18 protein-coding genes are annotated in these 18375 nt (G+C 63.1%); 10 read left to right on the top strand and 8 right to left on the bottom strand.

Annotated elements, in window-relative coordinates; all coding sequences use genetic code 11:
- Positions 1 to 3: 3 nt before the first annotated feature.
- A complete protein-coding gene (locus ACHAC9_RS01570) occupies positions 4 to 936 on the top strand; it encodes a histone deacetylase family protein (protein WP_435756449.1) in 933 nt (310 codons plus the stop codon).
- Here ACHAC9_RS01570 and ACHAC9_RS01575 read toward each other — a convergent pair.
- Positions 933 to 1859: a LysR family transcriptional regulator gene (locus ACHAC9_RS01575; RefSeq protein ID WP_435756451.1), complete on the bottom strand. Its 927-nt coding sequence runs from the start codon at positions 1857 to 1859 to the stop codon at positions 933 to 935. The genes ACHAC9_RS01570 and ACHAC9_RS01575 overlap by 4 nt on opposite strands.
- Positions 1860 to 1985: 126 nt before the next feature.
- Between ACHAC9_RS01575 and ACHAC9_RS01580 the strand changes: the two genes are divergently transcribed.
- The 3 genes from ACHAC9_RS01580 (at position 1986) to ACHAC9_RS01590 (ending at position 4243) form a co-directional block, all read left to right on the top strand.
- The gene (locus ACHAC9_RS01580; RefSeq protein WP_435756453.1) at positions 1986 to 2303 is read left to right on the top strand and encodes a hypothetical protein; all 318 of its coding nucleotides are present in this window, start codon (positions 1986 to 1988) and stop codon (positions 2301 to 2303) included.
- Positions 2304 to 2441: 138 nt separating this feature from the next.
- Positions 2442 to 3209 (top strand): fumarylacetoacetate hydrolase family protein, encoded by a 768-nt coding sequence (locus ACHAC9_RS01585; protein WP_435756455.1) that lies wholly within the window; start codon positions 2442 to 2444, stop codon positions 3207 to 3209.
- Between the two features lie 17 nt (positions 3210 to 3226).
- Positions 3227 to 4243, top strand: coding sequence for a 2-dehydropantoate 2-reductase (locus ACHAC9_RS01590; RefSeq protein ID WP_435756457.1), 1017 nt, complete (start codon positions 3227 to 3229; stop codon positions 4241 to 4243).
- Positions 4244 to 4305: 62 nt separating this feature from the next.
- On the opposite strand, the gene ACHAC9_RS01595 is transcribed toward ACHAC9_RS01590, so the two are convergent.
- On the bottom strand, positions 4306 to 4914 hold the full coding sequence (locus ACHAC9_RS01595) for a Crp/Fnr family transcriptional regulator (protein WP_435756459.1): 609 nt from the start codon (positions 4912 to 4914) through the stop codon (positions 4306 to 4308).
- A 145-nt stretch (positions 4915 to 5059) separates the two neighbouring features.
- On the opposite strand from ACHAC9_RS01595, the gene oxc reads away from it, so the two are divergent.
- The 3 genes from oxc (at position 5060) to ACHAC9_RS01610 (ending at position 8625) form a co-directional block, all read left to right on the top strand.
- Positions 5060 to 6766 (top strand): oxalyl-CoA decarboxylase, encoded by a 1707-nt coding sequence (gene oxc, locus ACHAC9_RS01600; protein ID WP_435756461.1) that lies wholly within the window; start codon positions 5060 to 5062, stop codon positions 6764 to 6766.
- Between the two features lie 97 nt (positions 6767 to 6863).
- A complete protein-coding gene (frc, locus tag ACHAC9_RS01605) occupies positions 6864 to 8114 on the top strand; it encodes a formyl-CoA transferase (RefSeq protein ID WP_435756463.1) in 1251 nt (416 codons plus the stop codon).
- Positions 8115 to 8196: 82 nt separating this feature from the next.
- Positions 8197 to 8625, top strand: a complete 429-nt coding sequence (locus tag ACHAC9_RS01610; RefSeq protein WP_435756465.1) for a PAS domain S-box protein — start codon at positions 8197 to 8199, stop codon at positions 8623 to 8625.
- Positions 8626 to 8982: 357 nt separating this feature from the next.
- Here ACHAC9_RS01610 and ACHAC9_RS01615 read toward each other — a convergent pair whose 3' ends face one another.
- Positions 8983 to 9672 (bottom strand): hypothetical protein, encoded by a 690-nt coding sequence (locus ACHAC9_RS01615; protein ID WP_435756467.1) that lies wholly within the window; start codon positions 9670 to 9672, stop codon positions 8983 to 8985.
- 126 nt (positions 9673 to 9798) lie between these two features.
- Here ACHAC9_RS01615 and ACHAC9_RS01620 point away from each other — a divergent pair, with 126 nt between their 5' ends.
- Entirely contained in the window at positions 9799 to 10356 is a 558-nt protein-coding gene (locus ACHAC9_RS01620) for a TetR/AcrR family transcriptional regulator (protein ID WP_435756469.1), read from the top strand.
- A gap of 192 nt (positions 10357 to 10548) precedes the next feature.
- Here ACHAC9_RS01620 and ACHAC9_RS01625 read toward each other — a convergent pair whose 3' ends face one another.
- Entirely contained in the window at positions 10549 to 11709 is a 1161-nt protein-coding gene (locus tag ACHAC9_RS01625; RefSeq protein ID WP_435756471.1) for a tyrosine-type recombinase/integrase, read from the bottom strand.
- 112 nt (positions 11710 to 11821) lie between these two features.
- Between ACHAC9_RS01625 and ACHAC9_RS01630 the strand changes: the two genes are divergently transcribed.
- The gene (locus ACHAC9_RS01630) at positions 11822 to 12424 is read left to right on the top strand and encodes an isochorismatase family protein (protein ID WP_435756473.1); all 603 of its coding nucleotides are present in this window, start codon (positions 11822 to 11824) and stop codon (positions 12422 to 12424) included.
- A gap of 102 nt (positions 12425 to 12526) precedes the next feature.
- On the opposite strand, the gene ACHAC9_RS01635 is transcribed toward ACHAC9_RS01630, so the two are convergent.
- The 3 genes from ACHAC9_RS01635 to ACHAC9_RS01645 all read right to left on the bottom strand — a co-directional run bounded on the left by ACHAC9_RS01635 (position 12527) and on the right by ACHAC9_RS01645 (position 17211).
- A complete protein-coding gene (locus ACHAC9_RS01635; protein ID WP_435756475.1) occupies positions 12527 to 13924 on the bottom strand; it encodes an amino acid permease in 1398 nt (465 codons plus the stop codon).
- Positions 13925 to 14317: 393 nt separating this feature from the next.
- Positions 14318 to 14701, bottom strand: a complete 384-nt coding sequence (locus tag ACHAC9_RS01640) for a DUF2784 domain-containing protein (RefSeq protein WP_435756477.1) — start codon at positions 14699 to 14701, stop codon at positions 14318 to 14320.
- 14 nt (positions 14702 to 14715) lie between these two features.
- Complete coding sequence (locus ACHAC9_RS01645; protein WP_435756479.1) at positions 14716 to 17211, bottom strand: flavin-containing monooxygenase; 2496 nt, start codon at positions 17209 to 17211, stop codon at positions 14716 to 14718.
- A 262-nt stretch (positions 17212 to 17473) separates the two neighbouring features.
- Between ACHAC9_RS01645 and ACHAC9_RS01650 the strand changes: the two genes are divergently transcribed.
- Complete coding sequence (locus ACHAC9_RS01650; RefSeq protein ID WP_435756481.1) at positions 17474 to 17815, top strand: hypothetical protein; 342 nt, start codon at positions 17474 to 17476, stop codon at positions 17813 to 17815.
- A gap of 39 nt (positions 17816 to 17854) precedes the next feature.
- Here the strand turns inward: ACHAC9_RS01650 and ACHAC9_RS01655 are convergent, their stop codons facing one another.
- Entirely contained in the window at positions 17855 to 18364 is a 510-nt protein-coding gene (locus ACHAC9_RS01655) for a pyridoxamine 5'-phosphate oxidase family protein (protein WP_435756483.1), read from the bottom strand.
- Positions 18365 to 18375 lie beyond the last annotated feature (11 nt).

Genomic DNA, 18375 nt, shown 5'->3' on the forward strand with positions numbered 1-18375 from the left:
CTCATGACTACTTTGGTGTTCTATCATCCGGCCTGCCTCGGGCACGCGCCCGGGCCGGGCCATCCGGAATCGCCGCAGCGCCTGCATGCGGTGATGGGGGCGCTGCGGCAGCCGGAATTTGCGCAACTGGCCTGGCGCGAGGCGCCGCTCGGCACGCGCGAACAGGTATTGCTGGTGCACAGCGCCGAGTATGTCGATGCGATCGCCGCCGCAGCGCCGCGCAGTGGCCTGGTGGCGCTTGACGGCGGCGACACCGTGATGTCGCCCGGCACGTGGGAGGCGGTGCTGCGCTGCGTCGGCGCCGCCTGTGCCGGGGTCGATGCCGTGCTGGCGGGTGAGGCCGGCAACGTGTTCTGCGCGACCCGGCCTTGCGGACACCATGCCGAGCCGGACCGGGCGATGGGCTTTTGCGTCTTCAACCAGGCCGCCATCGCTGCCGTCCACGCCCTCGAAACGCACGGCCTGGAGCGCGTAGCCGTGATCGATTTCGACGTCCACCATGGAAATGGCACGCAAGCCGCGTTCTTCGACCGTCCGGAACTCTTCTTCGGCTCGAGCCACCAGTCGCCGCTGTATCCAGGGACCGGTGCGGCCAGCGAAACCGGAGCGAGCGGGAACATTGTCAACCTTCCGCTGCCGCCTGGCTGCGGCACGAAGCTGTTTCGCGCGCAGGTGGCGAGCGCGTTGCTGCCCGCATTGCGCCGCTTTGCGCCACAGTTCATCGTGATGTCGGCCGGGTTCGACGCGCACCGGCTCGACCCGTTGGCGGGCATGAATCTGGAGGACGAGGATTTCGGCTGGATTACACGCGAAGTGATGGGGATTGCCGAGGATGTGTGCCAGGGCCGGATCGTCTCGATCCTCGAAGGCGGTTACAGCGCCGACGGGCTGGCAGGGGGCTGCGCGGCGCACCTGCGCGCGCTGATGCAGCGCTAAGGGCAGGGCGGGGGAATCAGCAGGGCGATCCGGGCCGCCCCTTCGTTCAGCAGGAACGCCCGGAACGCCCGCGCCACCGGCGGGAGCCGCTTCTCGCGGCGGTGCACGACATACCAGTTGAGCATCAATGGAAACCCCTCGACCTCCAGCACCACCAGGCTGCGCGCAGTGAGCTCGCGGCCGATCGTATGGGCAGACAGGAAGCCCAGTCCGATACCGGCGATGACCGCCTGCTTGATCGTCTCGGTGCTCTTGATTTCCATCGCAACCTTCAGTTCGCCCAGGTGGCTGCCGAACGCAGCTTCCATCGAGAACCAGGTGTCGGAGCCGGGTTCGCGAATCACGAAGGGCTGACGGATCAGCTCGTCCATCGAAATGGGCCCGCGTCCAGCCAGGGGATGGTCCGGCGCGCCCACGATCACGTAGGGATGGGGGGCGAACGCATCGTTCTGCGTGTCGAGCCCGGCAGGCGGGCGCACCATCACAGCCAGATCGGTGCTGTTGGCCGACAGCCTGCCCAGCAGTTCCTCGCGATTGTGCACCATCAGGTTCAACTGCACACCCGGATGCTGGCGCGCGAAGGCGACCATCAGCTGTGGAAAGAAATAGTCGCCGGCACTGATCACCGCCACGTTCAGCTTGCCGCCCGCGATCCCCTTGAGCTGCGCCATTGCGTCTTCCGCTTCATCGAACTGCTGGATGATGGCGCGGCAAAAGGGCAGCAGCTCGGTGCCCGCCTGGGTCAGGTAGATCGTCTTCCCGAGTTGCTCGAACAAGTCCGCCCCGACATGGCCCTCGAGGGTCCGGATCTGGATCGACACGGCCGGTTGGGTGAGGTGCAGTTCTTCGGCGGCGCGCGAAAAACTGAGGCGACGCGCGACCGCCTCGAACACCTTCAGTTGGCGCAGTGTCGCGTTCTTCATCGGACTCCAGAGGTATAAGCAATCGCTAATGATTATCCCTAAAAACTTTAACTATTGCTAATCATTTTGTTGGAATAGGATGGTTTCCAGATTACTCAACCGCACGAACCCATTTGGAGAATTGCCATGACGACGATCCGCAGCAGCGACGCCGACGCCCAGCGCAACGCCTACAACGCGGCTTTTCATGAACTGGGACTGAGCTGGTTCTGGGACACAGGACACTATGCGAGCGTCGCCTCGGGCAGTGATGACCGCACCGGCTTGCGAAACTACCTGGCAGCGCACCAAGCCCACCTGCTGAGCGCGCACGACGCCGATTTCCTGGTCGAGGCGATCCTGGCCACCAAGGAGCGCTGCCACGCGCAAGCGAGCGCCGCTGGCGGCAATCCCGCCGCCTTCATCAACTGGCCAGAGATCCAGCAGCGGCAGATCGGCGTATAGACACGACTGGCTGAGCGGAGATTTTCGAATCTTAACCATGGTCAAGGATATGCAGAAGTTGTTCTTCCACAATCAGACGAGAAGCAAGGCTGCATGCCGGGCTGTCCCCCGATCCCCGCCGTACGAGAGAAAAATCACATGATTCAACACTGGATACGCTTTCAACACCTCGACACCGTGCGTTTCGGCACAATCGAGGGCGACAAGATCCGGATCTTCAAGGGCGACATGTTCGACAGCCCGCGACGGACCGACCATGCGATCGGCCTGGCCGAGGTCAAGGTGCTCGCCCCCGTCGTGCCCGGCAAAGTACTGGCGATGTGGAACAACTATCACGCCCTCGGCCAGAAGCTGGGCCTGGCTCCGCCGGCCGAGCCGCTCTACCTGATGAAGCCGCCGACTTCGTACCTGGCGCCAGGCGGCACGATCCGCAGGCCGCCGTCCGAGGGCAAGGTGGTATTCGAAGGCGAGCTGGCGATCGTCATCGGCCGCAGCTGCAGCGCCGTCTCGGTAGAGGACGCTCCCGACCATGTGTTCGGCTACACCTGCGCCAATGACGTCACCGTGGCCGATATCATCCAGCGCGATCCGACCTTCCCTCAATGGGTGCGCGCCAAGGGTTTCGACACCTTTTGCCCGTTCGGCCCGGTGATTGCTACCGGACTCAATCCGACAATGCTGGTCGTGCGCACGATCCTGAACGGCGAGGTGCGCCAGGACTACCCCGTCAACGATATGGTGTTTTCGGTGGCCGAGCTGGTCAGTAAAATTTCGCATGACATGACATTGGAGCCGGGCGATATCCTGCTGTGCGGAACGTCGGTCGGCGTTGGCTCGATGCGGCCGGGCAGCTTGATCGAGGTAGAGATCGACGGCATCGGAAAGCTGGTCAATCGGTTCGAGTAAACGACGAGGGGTGGGTCATGAAAATCGCAGTCATCGGAGCGGGAGCAATCGGAGGCCTGGTCGGCGCCAGGCTGGCGTTGGCAGGGGAGGAGGTGACATTCATTGTCCGGGGAGCCAACCTGGAGGCGATTCGTGCACATGGTATCAAGCTCATCGAAATGAGCGGCGAAGAAAAGGTCGCGTTGGAAGTGCGCGCGACCGATGATTATGAGGCGGCCGGCGTGCAGGACCTGGTGATCCTGGCCCTGAAAGCGCACCAGGTCGATGGCGTCTCCGCCCGGATCGGCCAGCTGTTCGGTCCGCGGACCGTTGTGGTGACAATGCAAAACGGCATACCCTTCTGGTATTTTCACCGCCATGGCGGCGAGTTCGACGGTCGCACCGTGCACAGCGTCGATGCCGGTGGCGAACTGGCGCGCAGGATCCAACCCGAGCGGGTGCTCGGCTGCGTGGTCTACCCGGCAGCCGAACTGGTGGCGCCAGGCGTCATCCGGCACATCGAAGGCGCGCGCTTTCCGCTGGGGGAGCTGGACGGCACTGCGAGCGAGCGGGTCAATGCGGTCTCCGCCTGCTTCCAGAACGCCGGCTTCAAGTCGCCAGTGCTGGACAATATCCGCGCCGAAATCTGGCTCAAGCTATGGGGTAATGTCAGCTTCAACCCGATCAGCGCACTGGCGCATTCGACCCTGGTCGACATCTGCCAACACCCGCTCGCACGCGAGCTGGCGGCGGCCATGATGCGCGAGGCGGAAGCGGTCGCGACCAAGCTGGGAATTTCGTTTCGCGTCACGCTAGATCGGCGCATCGAGGGCGCCGAGAAAATCGGCAAGCACAAGACCTCGATGCTGCAGGACGTGGAGGCAGGCCGGGGGCCGGAAATCGATGCACTGGTAGGCTCGGTGATCGAACTGGCGCGCATGACCGGGACCCCTACGCCGCATATCGATTCGGCGTATGCGCTCGTGAAGTTGCTGGAGCAGACAATGACCGAGGAACGCGGCGGGGTAAGGCTGCAGAAACTGGTTACGACCTGACCGGCTTTTCAGAAACAAAACGGACCGGCCAGGCCAGCACTGGCCGGCCGGTGCGTTTGCCTTCAGATCTTTCCCCGATTTTTCAAGCGGCTCAGCGTTTCCGGCGACAGGTTCAGGTACGACGCCAGTTCTTTCTTTGGCAGTCGTTCAAACAAGTCGGGGTGCTTGCGCACAAAGCGGTGAACCCGGCCCGGCGCATCCAGCAAATGCAGCGTAATGGTGTGCGCCATGATGCTGCTCATCAGGTTCATGACCTCGTATTCGAACGCCTGCTTCACGGTGCTGTGGCTTTGCAGGTAGTCGACCCATTGCGACAGCGGCATTCTCGCCACCCGTGCCTTGGTGACGCACACGATGCTGTACGGAGTCGGCGTTTTCAGGCACCAGGCGGCGTAACTGGTTTCGATATCGCGTTCCGCCGAGAAGCGCAGGATCATCTCCTTTGCTTCCTGATTGGTGACCTGGCGTTTGAGGATGCCGTCAAGAATGAAATACTGGGCCATTTCGTGCACGCCCTGATTCACCAGCAGATCACCCTTCTGATGATTCACGATCGTCAAATAGGGCTCGAGCGCGGCCATTTCACTGTCGCGTAATTCCTTGAGAATCACGTTCTGTTTCAACTGGAGTCGGATGATGTTCCGTTCCGAGTGATTTGCAATGAGCGTCATTGAACCGGGCCATTTACCTGGAATCCTCCATCATGCGGCGAAAATTGACCGTGGTCAATGAGGCAAATCAGACGGGCTGGATATGATGATTCAAGGGCGACACACATGGCGTGGCCACCTGGATCGACAATAACCGGAGACATCAATGACAAACCACGTATCGGTAGACGTGACCGACGGCTTTCACCTGGTAATCGATGCGTTGAAACATAACGACATCGATACGATTTTTGGCTTGGTCGGAATTCCGATTACCGACCTTGCCCGCCTGGCGCAGGCCGAGGGGATGCGTTTTATCGGCTTTCGTCATGAACAGAACGCAGGGAATGCCGCAGCGATTGCCGGATACATAACGCAAAAGCCGGGTATTTGCCTGACCGTATCGGCGCCGGGCTTCCTCAACGGCCTGACGGCACTGGCCAACGCGACCACCAACTGCTTCCCGATGATTTTGATTTCCGGTTCGAGCGAACGCGAGATCGTCGACCTGCAGCAGGGCGACTATGAAGAGATGGATCAGCTGAACGCGGCCAAGCCGTACGCCAAGGCTTCTTACCGCATCAACAAGGCCGAGGACATCGGCATCGGTGTCGCGCGTGCGATTCGCGCTGCCGTCTCAGGTCGCCCGGGCGGTGTCTATCTCGACCTGCCGGCCCAGCTGCTGTCGCAGACGCTCGAGGCGGGCCACGGCAAGCGCACCTTGGTCAAGGTGGTGGACCCGGTGCCACGCCAGCTTCCGGCCCCGGACTCGGTGCAACGCGCACTGTCGCTGCTCAAGGGCGCAAAGAAGCCGCTGATCCTGCTCGGCAAGGGCGCTGCCTACGCGCAGGCGGATGAGGACATCCGCGCCCTGGTCGAGCGCACCGGGTTTCCTTACCTGCCAATGTCGATGGCCAAGGGCTTGCTGCCGGACACTCACGCCCAGTCGGCCTCAGCGGCCCGCTCCTATGTGCTGGCCGAGGCCGACGTGGTGGTGTTGATCGGCGCGCGGCTGAACTGGCTACTGGCGCACGGCAAAGGCAAGACTTGGGGCAAGCCCAAACAGTTCATCCAGATCGATATCTCGCCCACCGAAATCGACAGCAACGTGGCGATTGCCGCGCCGCTGATCGGCGATATCGGCTCGTGCGTGGCGGCCCTGCTCGAGGGGCTCGACGGCGCCGGCATCGCCAAGCCGGACGCATCGTGGCTCGGTCCGATCGCCGAGCGCAAGGACCAGAACATGTCCAAGATGGCAGCGCAGCTGGGCCGAGAAGTGTTTCCGATGAACTTCCACACCGCCCTGGGTGCAATCCGCGACGTGCTGAAGCACCATCCCGACATCAACCTGGTCAACGAGGGCGCCAATACCCTTGACTATGCACGCAGCATCATCGACCAGTACCAGCCGCGCAAACGTTTCGACTCCGGCACCTGGGGCATCATGGGCATCGGCATGGGCTACGCCATCGGCGCGGCGGTCGTCAGCGGCAAGCCGGTGGTCGCGATCGAAGGCGACAGCGCTTTCGGTTTCAGCGGCATGGAACTCGAGACCATCTGTCGCTACGATTTACCGGTGACGACTATTATTTTCAACAACAACGGCGTGTACCGCGGTACCGACGTCAATCCGACCGGTGGCAAGGACGTGGCCCCGACCGTGTTCGTCAAGAACGCCCGCTACGACAAGATGATCGAAGCGTTTGGAGGCATCGGGTACAACGTCACCACTCCGCAAGAGCTCACCCGTGCGCTGACCGAGGCGATTGCCGCCGGCAAGCCCGCCCTCATCAATGCTGTGATCGATGAGACCGCCGGGACAGAGAGCGGCCGCCTGACCAACCTGAATCCGCAAAGCGGCACGAAAAAGTAAGACAGCCACTCGCACGACCGCCGGCGCCATCCCTCAGGCAAGCCGGCAGGCAGGCCTGCGGGTCCCGCATATCGATTGACAAAAGGAGACTGACATCATGAGCAAACCACTTGAAGGCATCAAGATTATCGACTTTACCCACGTCCAGGCTGGCCCCGCTTGCACGCAGTTGCTCGCATGGTTCGGCGCCGACGTGATCAAAGTCGAGCGTCCCGGTTCGGGCGACGTTACGCGCTCGCAGTTGCGCGACATCCCGGACGTCGACGCACTGTATTTCACCATGCTGAACAGCAATAAGCGTTCGCTGACGCTCGATACCAAAAAGCCCGAAGGAAAGGAAATCCTTACCAAGCTGATCAAAGAGTCGGACGTGCTGGTCGAGAACTTTGGTCCGGGCGCACTGGACCGCATGGGCTTTACGTGGGAACACATCAAGGAACTCAACCCAGGCATGATCGTGGCGTCGGTGAAGGGCTTCAGCGACGGTCACCACTACGAAGACCTGAAGGTCTATGAGAATGTGGCGCAGTGCGCCGGCGGTGCGGCATCGACCACCGGTTTCGACGACGGTCCCCCGACCGTCAGCGCCGCCGCGCTCGGCGACAGCAATACCGGCATGCACCTGGCGATCGGAATATTGACCGCCCTGCGTGCACGCGACACGACGGGGAAGGGCCAGAAGGTGGCGGTATCGATGCAGGACAGCGTGCTGAACCTGTGTCGCGTCAAGTTGCGCGACCAGCAGCGCCTGGACCGTATCGGCTACCTGGAAGAGTATCCGCAGTACCCGCATGGGAAGTTCTCAGACGTCGTTCCGCGTGGCGGCAATGCCGGCGGTGGCGGCCAGCCGGGCTGGGTGCTCAAGTGCAAGGGCTGGGAAACCGACCCGAACGCCTACATCTATTTCACCATCCAGGGGCACGCCTGGGCGCCAATCTGCAGGGCAATCGGCAAGGACGAGTGGACCGCCGACCCAGCGTACATGACCGCTGCCGCGCGCCAGGACAAGATTTTCGACATCTTTGCGACGATCGAAGAATGGCTGAAAGACAAGACCAAGTTCGAGGCGGTAGACATTTTGCGCAAGTTCGACATTCCTTGTTCGCCAGTCCTGTCGATGAAAGAAATCGCCAGCGATCCTTCGTTGCGTGCCAGCGGTACGATCACCGAGGTCGACCACAAGGAACGCGGAAAATACCTGACCGTGGGCAGCCCTATCAAGTTCTCGGACATGAAGGTCGAAATCACGGGTTCGCCGCTGCTGGGCGAACATACCGACGAGGTACTGGAAAGTCTCGGCTACAGCACGAAGCAGATCGCGGCGCTGCACGAGCAGCAGGTGGTCTGATCCCGGGAATACCTGGATAAAACGGATCCTTGCGCGCGTCGGCCTGTTGCGGCGCGCGCTCGCTTTTTTAGAAGGAGTGTTCATGCACGTCGAACTCGATTTTCAACAACTGGTACATGCACTGGGCGACGGTGTCATTGTCTGCGATGCGGCCGGCGCAATTACCTTCTGGAATGGAGCCGCTACGCGCATCTTCGGCTTTACCGAAAGCGACGCCATCGGACAGTCGCTGGACCTTATCATTCCTCAGCGTCAACGCGAGCGTCACTGGACCGGCTACCACAACACCATGGCCACGGGCCAGACGCGCTACGGCAACGACGTGTTGCGTGTCCCGGCAGTACACAAGGAAGGCAAGCCCTTGTCAATCGCTTTTACCGTCGCGATGTTGCACGCTCCGAGCGGGGAGGTGTCGTCTATTGTCGCAGTGGTGCGCGATGAGACCGAACGCTGGAGCGAGGAACGCAAGCTGCGGGCGCGCCTTGCCCAGCTCGACACAGCACAGGCGTAGTCGCGTGCCTGCGCGCTCGCGCGTATGGAACGCGATATGTCACGTGCGGCCAGGGATTGCGCAACGGTCTCGAAGGCACTGTCGATTGCACCGAACGTGCTTGCCCGGCAGTTCAACCCGGGATCGCCCAACTTGGCTTAGGCCTCGGACGTGTCGGCATCGGTTCTGGCAAATGAAGAAAATCGATCAAACCTCGCGGAAGTGCATTGACCTAAATGAAGGAGCTGGAAGCTGCCAGGACAGCGAAGCTCCAGCTGCTACTGCGCAGATCAAGAACTTCGCATAATCTATATTATGTAAAATACGCTTCCTACCTCGAGTATATCGTATGGGCGCCCAGCCCGGCACGCCCTGCCATTACGCAGGTCGGCCCGACCTGACCAATAAGGCTGCCGCTCCCAGGTTCCAGATCGAATGCACGCCGAAAATTGCCATCAGGTTGAGTGGCGCAAGGCGCACATCGGCGATCAGGATGAAAAGTCCGGGAAACAATCCTGCCATGACCCCTAGCGCTGCACACCAACGCGACCATGGCCAATCTGGCGCCGATGCCAGAGCGTACGACCACGCTAGAAATGCGGCGCACATGGCCAGCAAGCCTGCCTTGGTCAGCACTTGAATCATGGTGCCCATGACGCGCAGGACGATATACATCACCTCGATCTCACGCTCGGAGGCTGCGACGAACTGCCGCGCAAGTTGGGGCACCACGAAGCCGTCGAGCAGCATCGCACCGACGACAATGCAGCAGCCAAGCGAATACGCGGCCATCGCGACGATCACTGGTACCCGGCGCCGCCCGAGCAGGCCGCTGAATACTGCAAAACCGCCGGCCAGCATGGCGAGCATGACCATGAGACCACCGTGCACGACGCCGTCCATGAACTGCAGCGAGACGAGCTGGGTCAGGCTTTCCTGAACGGACGACGCTTTCGTGACGACGGGGTGATGGGACAAGGCGAACAATGCAAGACCAGTGGTGCAGGCGATGGCAAACGCGGCCCGGCGGCGATGCGCCGGAAGAGGAACAGTTGCTTGCAAATTCATGGGATTCCTTTACTTTTTGGTTGGAGTCCCACTAATATCATCCGTCGCCGCGTGGAGTGGCAGAGCAGTTTCCCGGTTCATCCGCTAGCGGACAAAACATCCGCATTGTCCGTCAGAGAGGATTACATGGTTGACCAGATGCTCGACCGACGCAGCCAGCGCACTTGCGCCGCGCTCCACAGCGCATTCGTGGAACTGTTGCTGGAACAAGGCTACGCGACGCTCAAGGTCGGCACCGTCGCGGACCGCGCCAATGTCGGCCGCTCGACCTTTTATGAGCATTACCGGACCAAGCACGACCTGCTGCGCGCAAGCATCGTCGGACCTTTTTCCATCCTGGCCGATCTGGTCGGCCCAACAGGTTCGAGCGATGCCGTGACGACCCTGCTTCGGCATTTTCGGGATCACCAGCAGGTTGCGCGCGTCCTGCTGAGCTGGCCAACGAGACCCTTGCTGTGCCAAACCTTGGCCAATCTGATTGTCGAGCGACTCAGACGTAGTCCCGACGGCGTCGCGCGCATTCCACTCGAGCTGATTGCAGCGCAAGTAGCACATGCCCAACTCTCGCTTGTCGAAAGTTGGGTGCATGGAAGACCTCGACTCGATCTTGACGTGGCGGCAGACGCGCTCAGGCGCACTGCCGTCGCCCTGGCTGGTGTGCACAATGAGAACTCGACAATATAATGCGTAATGTCGAGTTCATGATGGGTGTGTTTTTCCGGTTGTCAGCTGGTTTGGCTGTTGATCGCTTGCCCGGCAATGAGGTGACGGCATTTCGCCCCCGCCACAGGCTAGGTCCGACTGCACCCTTGCACAGCCCAGCGATTTGCGCGCGCCTGCTTGGTGTCACGCACGTCCCCTGCCCCGCTGCGCTGCTTACTTCTCTTTCTTGTTCACGACCGAACCGATGATTTCATCGTGCCGCTCGTTATCGGTCTTGTGCAGGTAGCCCGCCGTGGTCGCGATGTTGGCATGCCCTGCCGTATCCTGCAGCGTCTTGAGTTGCACGCCGTTGTTGGCGTGGTTGGTCAGCATGCTGTGGCGCAGCCAGTGGGCCGATGCGTGGCGCAGGCTCGCGGCGATGTCTTCCTGCCCTGCCCCGGCCGCGGCCTGCGCAGCTTCGGCGAAGACGCCCTTGATCGCTTCCGATGCCGCCTCGTCGGTGAGACGGGTGACCGCCCGGCTGCGGCTCGACAGCACGAGCGGCATGCGGTCGGCACGCGCCGTATGGCCCGGCAGGCCGAAAGCTTCCCGGTAGCGGCGAAAGGCCTCGAGCATGTCAGCGGGGACCGGCAGGCGGCGCGGCTTGTTGCCCTTCCCCATCACGTCGAGCCACCAGCGGTCGTTTCCTTCCGAGTAGATCGCGCCCATGTTTGCGCTGACAAGCTCGTTCAAGCGGGCGCCGGTATGGGCAAAAGCGATCAGCATGAAGCGGTCGCGCTCGCGCCGGCGCAGGCCCGCCGGCGAATCGGGCACGCGGCGCGCGACCGTGTCGACGGCAAGGGCGATCGCATCCGGCGTCAGGTAGCGTGTGACGCGACTGGCGATCGGCGTACGCACGTTGCGTACCAGTGCGGCTGGATTACGGCGCAGGTAGCCGGTCTGCTCGGCGAAGGCCAGCAAGCCTTTGACCGCGATCATGGCCTGGCGCCGACTGGGGTCGGACAAGGGGCCGGTGAATGGACGGTAGCGCGGATCGCTGCGCGGCCATTTAGTGGTCGATACCCAGTCGGGCGGCGGATCGCGCAGGAATTCCTTGTAGGCGTTCAGGTCGGCCACATTCAGCTGGGACAGCGTTTTTTTCGCTTCTTCCCGGCACCAGGTAAGAAAGCGGAACAATTCTTTCTGGCTGTTGGCGATCGACTTTGGACTGAGTTCTCCGTTGCCGATGAACTCGCGCGCTATCTCGGCGTCGGTCTGGGCTTCGGTGATCGGGTCGTCGGCGACGCGGAACATCTTGACGTCGAGCCGGCCGCTGGGCGCCTCAAGCTGCCCTGCCAGGCGTGGTGCGAGATCGATGGGGATGAACTTGGTCATTGTGGGCTTCATGAAATACTGTGTTTTTATACAGTATATCATGTGCGTCCGGCAGTGCCCACGCGCGGAGCGTGCTAAGCTGTTTCCATCAAATGCTCCCACAGGACAAGGCATGAATTCGATCCAGCTCACCCGTGACGACGCCCTCCTCGTCATCGATATGCAAGTCGATTTTCTTCCCGGCGGCAAGCTTGGTGTCCCGAAGGGCGACGAGGTGATCACGCCGGTCAACCGGCTGATGCGCCTGTTCGCCAGCCAGGGCTTGCCGGTCGCCGCCTCGCGCGACTGGCACCCGGAGAACCACTGTTCCTTCACCGCGCGTGGTGGTCCGTGGCCACCGCATTGCGTGGCAGACACGGCGGGCGCGGCGTTTTCCACGCTGCTCGCGCTGCCCGGCGATGCACTGATCGTGTCGAAAGCAGACACTGCCGACACCGACGCCTACTCGGCCTTCAACGGCACCGACCTGGCCGACCAGTTGCGTCAGCGTGGCGTGCGCCGGTTGGTAGTGGGCGGGCTGGCCACCGACTACTGCGTGCTGAACACGGTCGTCGACGCGCGCGAGCATGGCTTCGAAGTGATCATCGTGCGCGAGGCGATGCGTGCGGTCGATGTCGCACCGGGCGACGGCGAACGCGCGCTTGCGCGCATGGCCGCGCTCGGGGCACGCCCGGCCGGCCTTGACGAATTCGCCGGCATCCCGGCCAATGCCTGAACCGGTCCAGCCAGAATAAGGCGCGAAAAAAAACCTGGCCGCGGCTAAACGCCGGCGGCCAGGTTGTTGCTACTGGGTTGAACCGGCCGCGGCCGGTTCAGATCAGGCTGGTTTGTTCAGCAGCGAGCGCGAGCGCGCATAGCCGAAGTACACGATCAGGCCGAGCAGCAGCCAGATGCCGAACGCGATCCAGGTCGTGGCGCTCAGGAAGGACATCAGCACCAGGCAGAAGATGATCGCCAGGACCGGGACCACCGGCACGCCCGGGCAGCGGAAGGCGCGCGGCAGGTCGGGACGGGTCTTGCGCAGGATGATGACGGCCAGCGAGACCAGCGAGAATGCGGCCAGCGTGCCGATATTGACCAGCTCGGCGAGCACGCCCAGCGGCACGACCGCGGCGATCAGGCCGAAGACGATGCCCACCAGCCAGGTAGCGAAGAACGGGGTGCCGTATTTCGGATGCACGCTCGAGAGTTTCTTCGGCAGCAGACCATCGCGCGACATCGCATACAGGATGCGGGTCTGGCCATAGGCCATCACCAGCATCACGGTGCTCATGCCCAGGATGGCAGCCAGGTCGACGAGACCGGCAATCCAGTCCTGGCCGGCATATTGCAGGGCCAGCGACACGGGGTGGTCGACGCCCTGGAAGTTCATGAACGGGACGATACCGGTCATGATCGCCGACACAGCCACGTACAGCACGGTGCAGACAAGCAGCGAGCCGATGATGCCGATCGGCAGGTCTCGGGTTGGATTCTTGACTTCTTCGGCAGCCGAGGTGACCGCATCGAAGCCGATAAAGGCAAAGAACACGAGAGCGGCAGCGCTCATCACGCTACCGGCGCCGAACGGCATGAACGGCTGCCAGTTTTCCGGCTTGACGTAGTTCACGCCGACGACAATGAACAGGATGACGACGCCGGTCTTGATCAGCACCATGATGTTATTCACGCGCGCCGACTCACGCACGCCGAGCGACAGCATGAAGGTCAGGACGATCATGATCAGGAAGGCCGGCAGGTTAAAGACGGTCTCCACGCCCGGAATGGCGCCCGGGGCGGCGCGCAGTGCTTCGGGCAGCACGATGCCGATGCCTTTGAGCAGCGACTGGAAATAGCCCGACCAGCCCACGGCAACCGTCGAGGTGGCCAGACCGTATTCGAGCAACAAGTCCCAGCCGATCATCCAGGCAACGCCTTCACCCAGGGTGACGTAGGAATAGGTGTAGATCGAGCCGGCTACCGGCACGCTCGAGGCGAATTCCGCATAGCACAGCGCAGCAAACCCGCAGGCCACGGCGGCGATGATGAAGGACAGGGTCAGCGCCGGCCCTGCCGTGACCGCACCGGTACCGGTCAGCACGAAGATACCCGTGCCGACAATGGCCCCGATACCCATCAAGATCAAGTCCAAGGGACCGAGAACCTTCTTCAGCCCGCCAGGGGCGCGGCTGCCCGCGACCATGGCATCGAGATTTTTCTTCCTAAAAATACTCACAACGTGTTCTCCTGTTTTGCATTGTCGTCTCCTGTCGGAAAGTCGCCGGTGTTACCCGTTCGCTTTCCCGCTTTCCTGCTGTTTTTTCGCCGGCGCATCGCGTACGCACACCCGTCCCATCCGCGCATCACGCCGAGGGGATCAGGTCAAGTAATCACTTCCGAGGGAAAACGCCCGCGATCTTGCCGGACGCCGAACGACCCACCAGGTTCGCGTCCGCTTCGGTCAGGGGCGCGCGAAAAGCGATAACAATAAGCCAGCACATCCGCATTATTGCTCCGGCAACCCCTGTTGGGCAAGCGCTGCCAGTGCCAATGCGGCGCTAATGGCCGTTTTTCGTTCGCTCGCGGCATGTGCTTGCTCGCAGAAGGGAAATGTGCCGGGGCGGCGCCGTCACATTCGCTGCCGGCGCAGCGCCGTCATGCGCTTGCGCCAGACCAGTGCGTACAGCACCAGATTGATGGCCGCGACGCTGCCAGCCAGGGCGAATTGCATCTCGCGCGTCAGGCCGCCCGGGTACAGGATCCACAACATATAGTGTTCGACGAAGCCTTCGCTGTATCCCTTGACACCGGCGCGCAGGCGGAGCAGGTTTTCGAACGCCGTCAACGGACAGCCACGACCGCTCGACTCAACGTAGACGCCCCAGACGGCGGCCGGCACGTGCAGCCACGCCAGTCGCGGCAGGCGTAGCACCAGGAAAGCGCCGAAAACGACGAACAGGACGAAGGCCAGGTGGGCCAGCAGGACAAGCACGGCTGCGACGGCGTAGAGCATGGTCGATCCTGACGCTAGGCAGGCGGTTCTTCCGCCATCGGTTGCCCCATGTCCGCGTCGGCCGGCGGCGCCGCAGCGGCGCTGTTGACGACCTGTTCACGGGCGAAATGCGCCAGCGCGCCGATGGCGTTGGCGGCCGAGCGCAGGTAAAACGCCTGCAGATGAAACACATGCCAGCGTTCGCGGTGGATCTCGAGGCGGCACGCCACACCGCAGGCGGCGGCGTGCTGCGCGAGCAGTTTGGCGTCAGGCAGCAGGATCTCCTGGTCACCCGCCTGCACCAGCATCGGCGGCAAGCCACGCAGATCGCAGCGCAGCGGATGATGGGCGTCGGCATCCGGTGGAGGCGCGTACCAGGCCAGGCCCTGGCGCACCCACGCAGCGCGCACCATCGGATCGAGGGCGGCATCGGCATGCTGCTCGCTTGGGGGTATCTGCGTCACCGGGGAAATCAGCGCCAGCGCGGCGGGCATGGCGGCGCCGCGTGCGCGCAACCGGATTGCGCTTGCCAGCGCCAGGGATGCCCCGGCGGAGTCGCCGGCGAGCACGATCCGTTCGGCCGGGATCTGCGCGGCCAGCATGGCGTCGTAGCACGCCAGGGCATCCTCGAGTGCCGCTGGATAAGGATGCTCGGGGGCCAGGCGATAGGCGGGCACCCATACCGCCAGACCGGCGTCGCGCGCCAGGCGCGAGGTAACGCTGCGGTGGCTCACCGGGCTGCCCAGGCAAAACGCCCCGCCATGCAGGTACAGCACGGCGCCCTCGCCTGCTACGGCGGGCGTCACGATTTCCACGGACAGCCGCCCCACCTGCAGCTGGCGGTAGGCGAGGCCGCGCACGCCCGGCATCAGGGGCGCGAGCAGCCTGACGATGCTGCGCTGGGTACCGGCGCCGAATGGCGGGCCGATGAAAGGCTTGAAGCAGGTACGCAGGAAAGCGCGCTGGAATGCCGCCGCCAGGCGCTCCGGCAAGGAGCGCGGCGCGGCGACCGAAACACCGGCGGAAAATCCCGGCAGGGGCGACGTGAAACGGTAGGCGAGCAGGCTCGCGTGGCGCGTCAGAAAGCGGTAAGTGAAGGTGAAGCGCGGCCAGTTGGCGCTGTTACGTCCGTGGCGGTCGAGGTACCAGCTGTTGCACCCCTGCCAGACCGTGCCCGCCAGGCGCCGGCGCAAGCGCGCGTTGAAATTCGCATGCGGCGTGGCCTCGACCTCGATCGAAGCCGCCCCGGCCGCATCCATCGCTCGGCAGCAACGCATGATGTGCTCCACCTGGCTTTCCAGCATATAGATGATGGAATTATGGCCCAGGTTCGTGTTCGGCCCATACAGCATGAAGAAATTTGGGAAACCCGGCACCGTCATCCCGAGATAGGCTTCGGCGCCCCTGCGCCACGCGTCGCCGAGCGCACGCCCGCCGCGGCCGCGGATCGACATCGGCGCCAGGAATTCGGTCGCGGCGAAGCCGGTGCCGTAGATAATGACGTCGAACTCGTGGTGCTGGCCGTCATCCGTTTCGATGCCGGTAGGCGTGATGCGGCGAATCGATCCGGTCACCAGGCTGACCGAAGGCCGGGCGAACACCGCCAGGTAATCGTCGCTCACCAGGATGCGCTTGCAGCCGATCGGGTAATCCGGGCTCAGGCTGGCGCGCAGCACCGGATCGGCGATCTCGCGCGCCAGCATGTCCTGGAACGGCTTGCCGACGGCCAGCCACATCATGCCTTTCATGCGCGTAAACGCCAGCGCCCGGGCTTCGTACTTGGCGTAGATCAGGCCGCGATGCAGGCGCATCAGGACCGGCAGCCGGCGAAACAGCTTCTTTTGCCAGAGCGGGTACGGCTGATCCTCGCGCGCTTTGAGGTAGGACGGGGAGCGCTGGAAAATGCTCAAGCGCCCGGCTTCGCGCGCGATCGCGGGAATGAACTGGGTCGCCGACGCGCCGGTGCCAATCACCGCGACGCGTTTGCCGGCCAGCGCGCAGCCATGGTCCCAGTGCGCCGAGTGGAAGGCGCGCCCCTTGAAGGTGTCGATCCCGCGAAGGCGCGGCAGCACGGGCCGGCTGAGCAGGCCGGCCGCGCTGACCAGCAGGCGCGTCAGCAGGCGCTCGCCGTTTGCCAGTTGTACCTCCCATAGCGCGCGCGCTTCGTCGTAGCTCGCACTGTCGACGGGACTGGCGCAGCGAATATGGCTGCCCAGCGAAAAGCGGCGCACGCACGCGTGCAGGTAGGCGTGGATCTCGGCCTGCTGCGCGAAGGTCTGCGACCAGTCGGGGTTCGGCGCGAAGGAAAACGAATACAGGTGCGAGGGAACGTCGCAGGCGGCGCCGGGATAGGTGTTGTCGCGCCAGACCCCACCGAGGTCCGCGCTTTTTTCCAGGATCAAAAAGCGCTCGACGCCGGCGCGGCGTAGCGCCACCCCCATGCAGATGCCTCCAAACCCGGCGCCGATGACGATGGCCTCGTGGATGGCGTCCGGCGTATGGGTCGCTGAATGTGGCGGCAAGGCTGTCATCTGCTGTCTCCTGGGCGGTCGGGCTTGGATTTAATTCCCAGCCGCAACGATACACGAGGAGTTTGCCCTTGGATTGATGTCGGGACGAAGTTTTGTGAGCATTCAGCCACCCTGCATACGCCCAATGCAAACGGGGTAAGCCTGAGCCCGCCGACCAGGATTTGGCCGGCGTGGCTGCTGTCCTACAGTCGCACGCTGCACGCACCGATGGCGCGCGGGACGCACACGTCCATAATGGGCGATCAACCAACAGGAGAGCAGCATGACGACAGGAGCTTTAAACAGTGCGGCATCGACGCCGGACGCGGCCACGGTGGGCATCGGCGGCACGACCAGCGGCCAGGCCGGCGCGACACCGGCCCACGAAACCCAGCAGGAAACGGGCGGCAGCGGCGGCGCGCAGCTGACCCACAGTACCGGCGAGATCGACGCGCCCCCGGGCACGACGCCGGCTCCTTCCGAAGCGAAAGGCAGCGCCATGCAAACCGGCGCGCGCGGCGCCCAGGATACCCAGGCACAGCAGGCGGGAGGCACGGGAACCGGACTCGGATCGCGCGAATCCGGCGCGAATCAGTCGGACAAGGATCTGCCGCCGGCGCAGTGACCGGCGAAAGGTGCGGCGGCCCTGGCCGCCGCGTATCGGTCAGGGTTGCAGCTTGATCATGCCGTGCTCGCCCGGATCGACATCCGGCGTCGTGCCCGTCATGGCTGCCTTGGCCATCTGGAACAGGCGCACCATCTTGCTGTCGTTCGAATCCCAGTATTCCGCGCCATGCGGCGCGACGCGCACGAGCACGACGTGTTCGTCGTCCGGGCCATGCGGGAACCAGGCTTGCACCATCGGATTCCAGAGCGCGCGAATGCGCTCGCGGTCGACCACGCGCTCGGCGGTCCCGCTGATCGACACGTACAGGCTGTCCTCCGGCTGGGCGAAGCTGACGTTCACTTCGGGCTGGGTCGCGATATTGAGCCACAGCGGCGCATAAGTCGACGTGTAGAACCACAGGCCACCCTGCTCGTCCGTTTCCTGGTTCGTCATCGGATGGCTGATCAGGTGACCGTGCTCATCAACAGTCGTGAACATTGCAAACCGCATCGAGCGGATCTTGTCCGCCAGCGCGGCCGCTTGGACGTTAGCATTCGTCATGGACATGGCATTTCCTT

This window comes from Massilia sp. CMS3.1 (assembly GCF_051262535.1).
GTDB lineage: Bacteria > Pseudomonadota > Gammaproteobacteria > Burkholderiales > Burkholderiaceae_D > Telluria.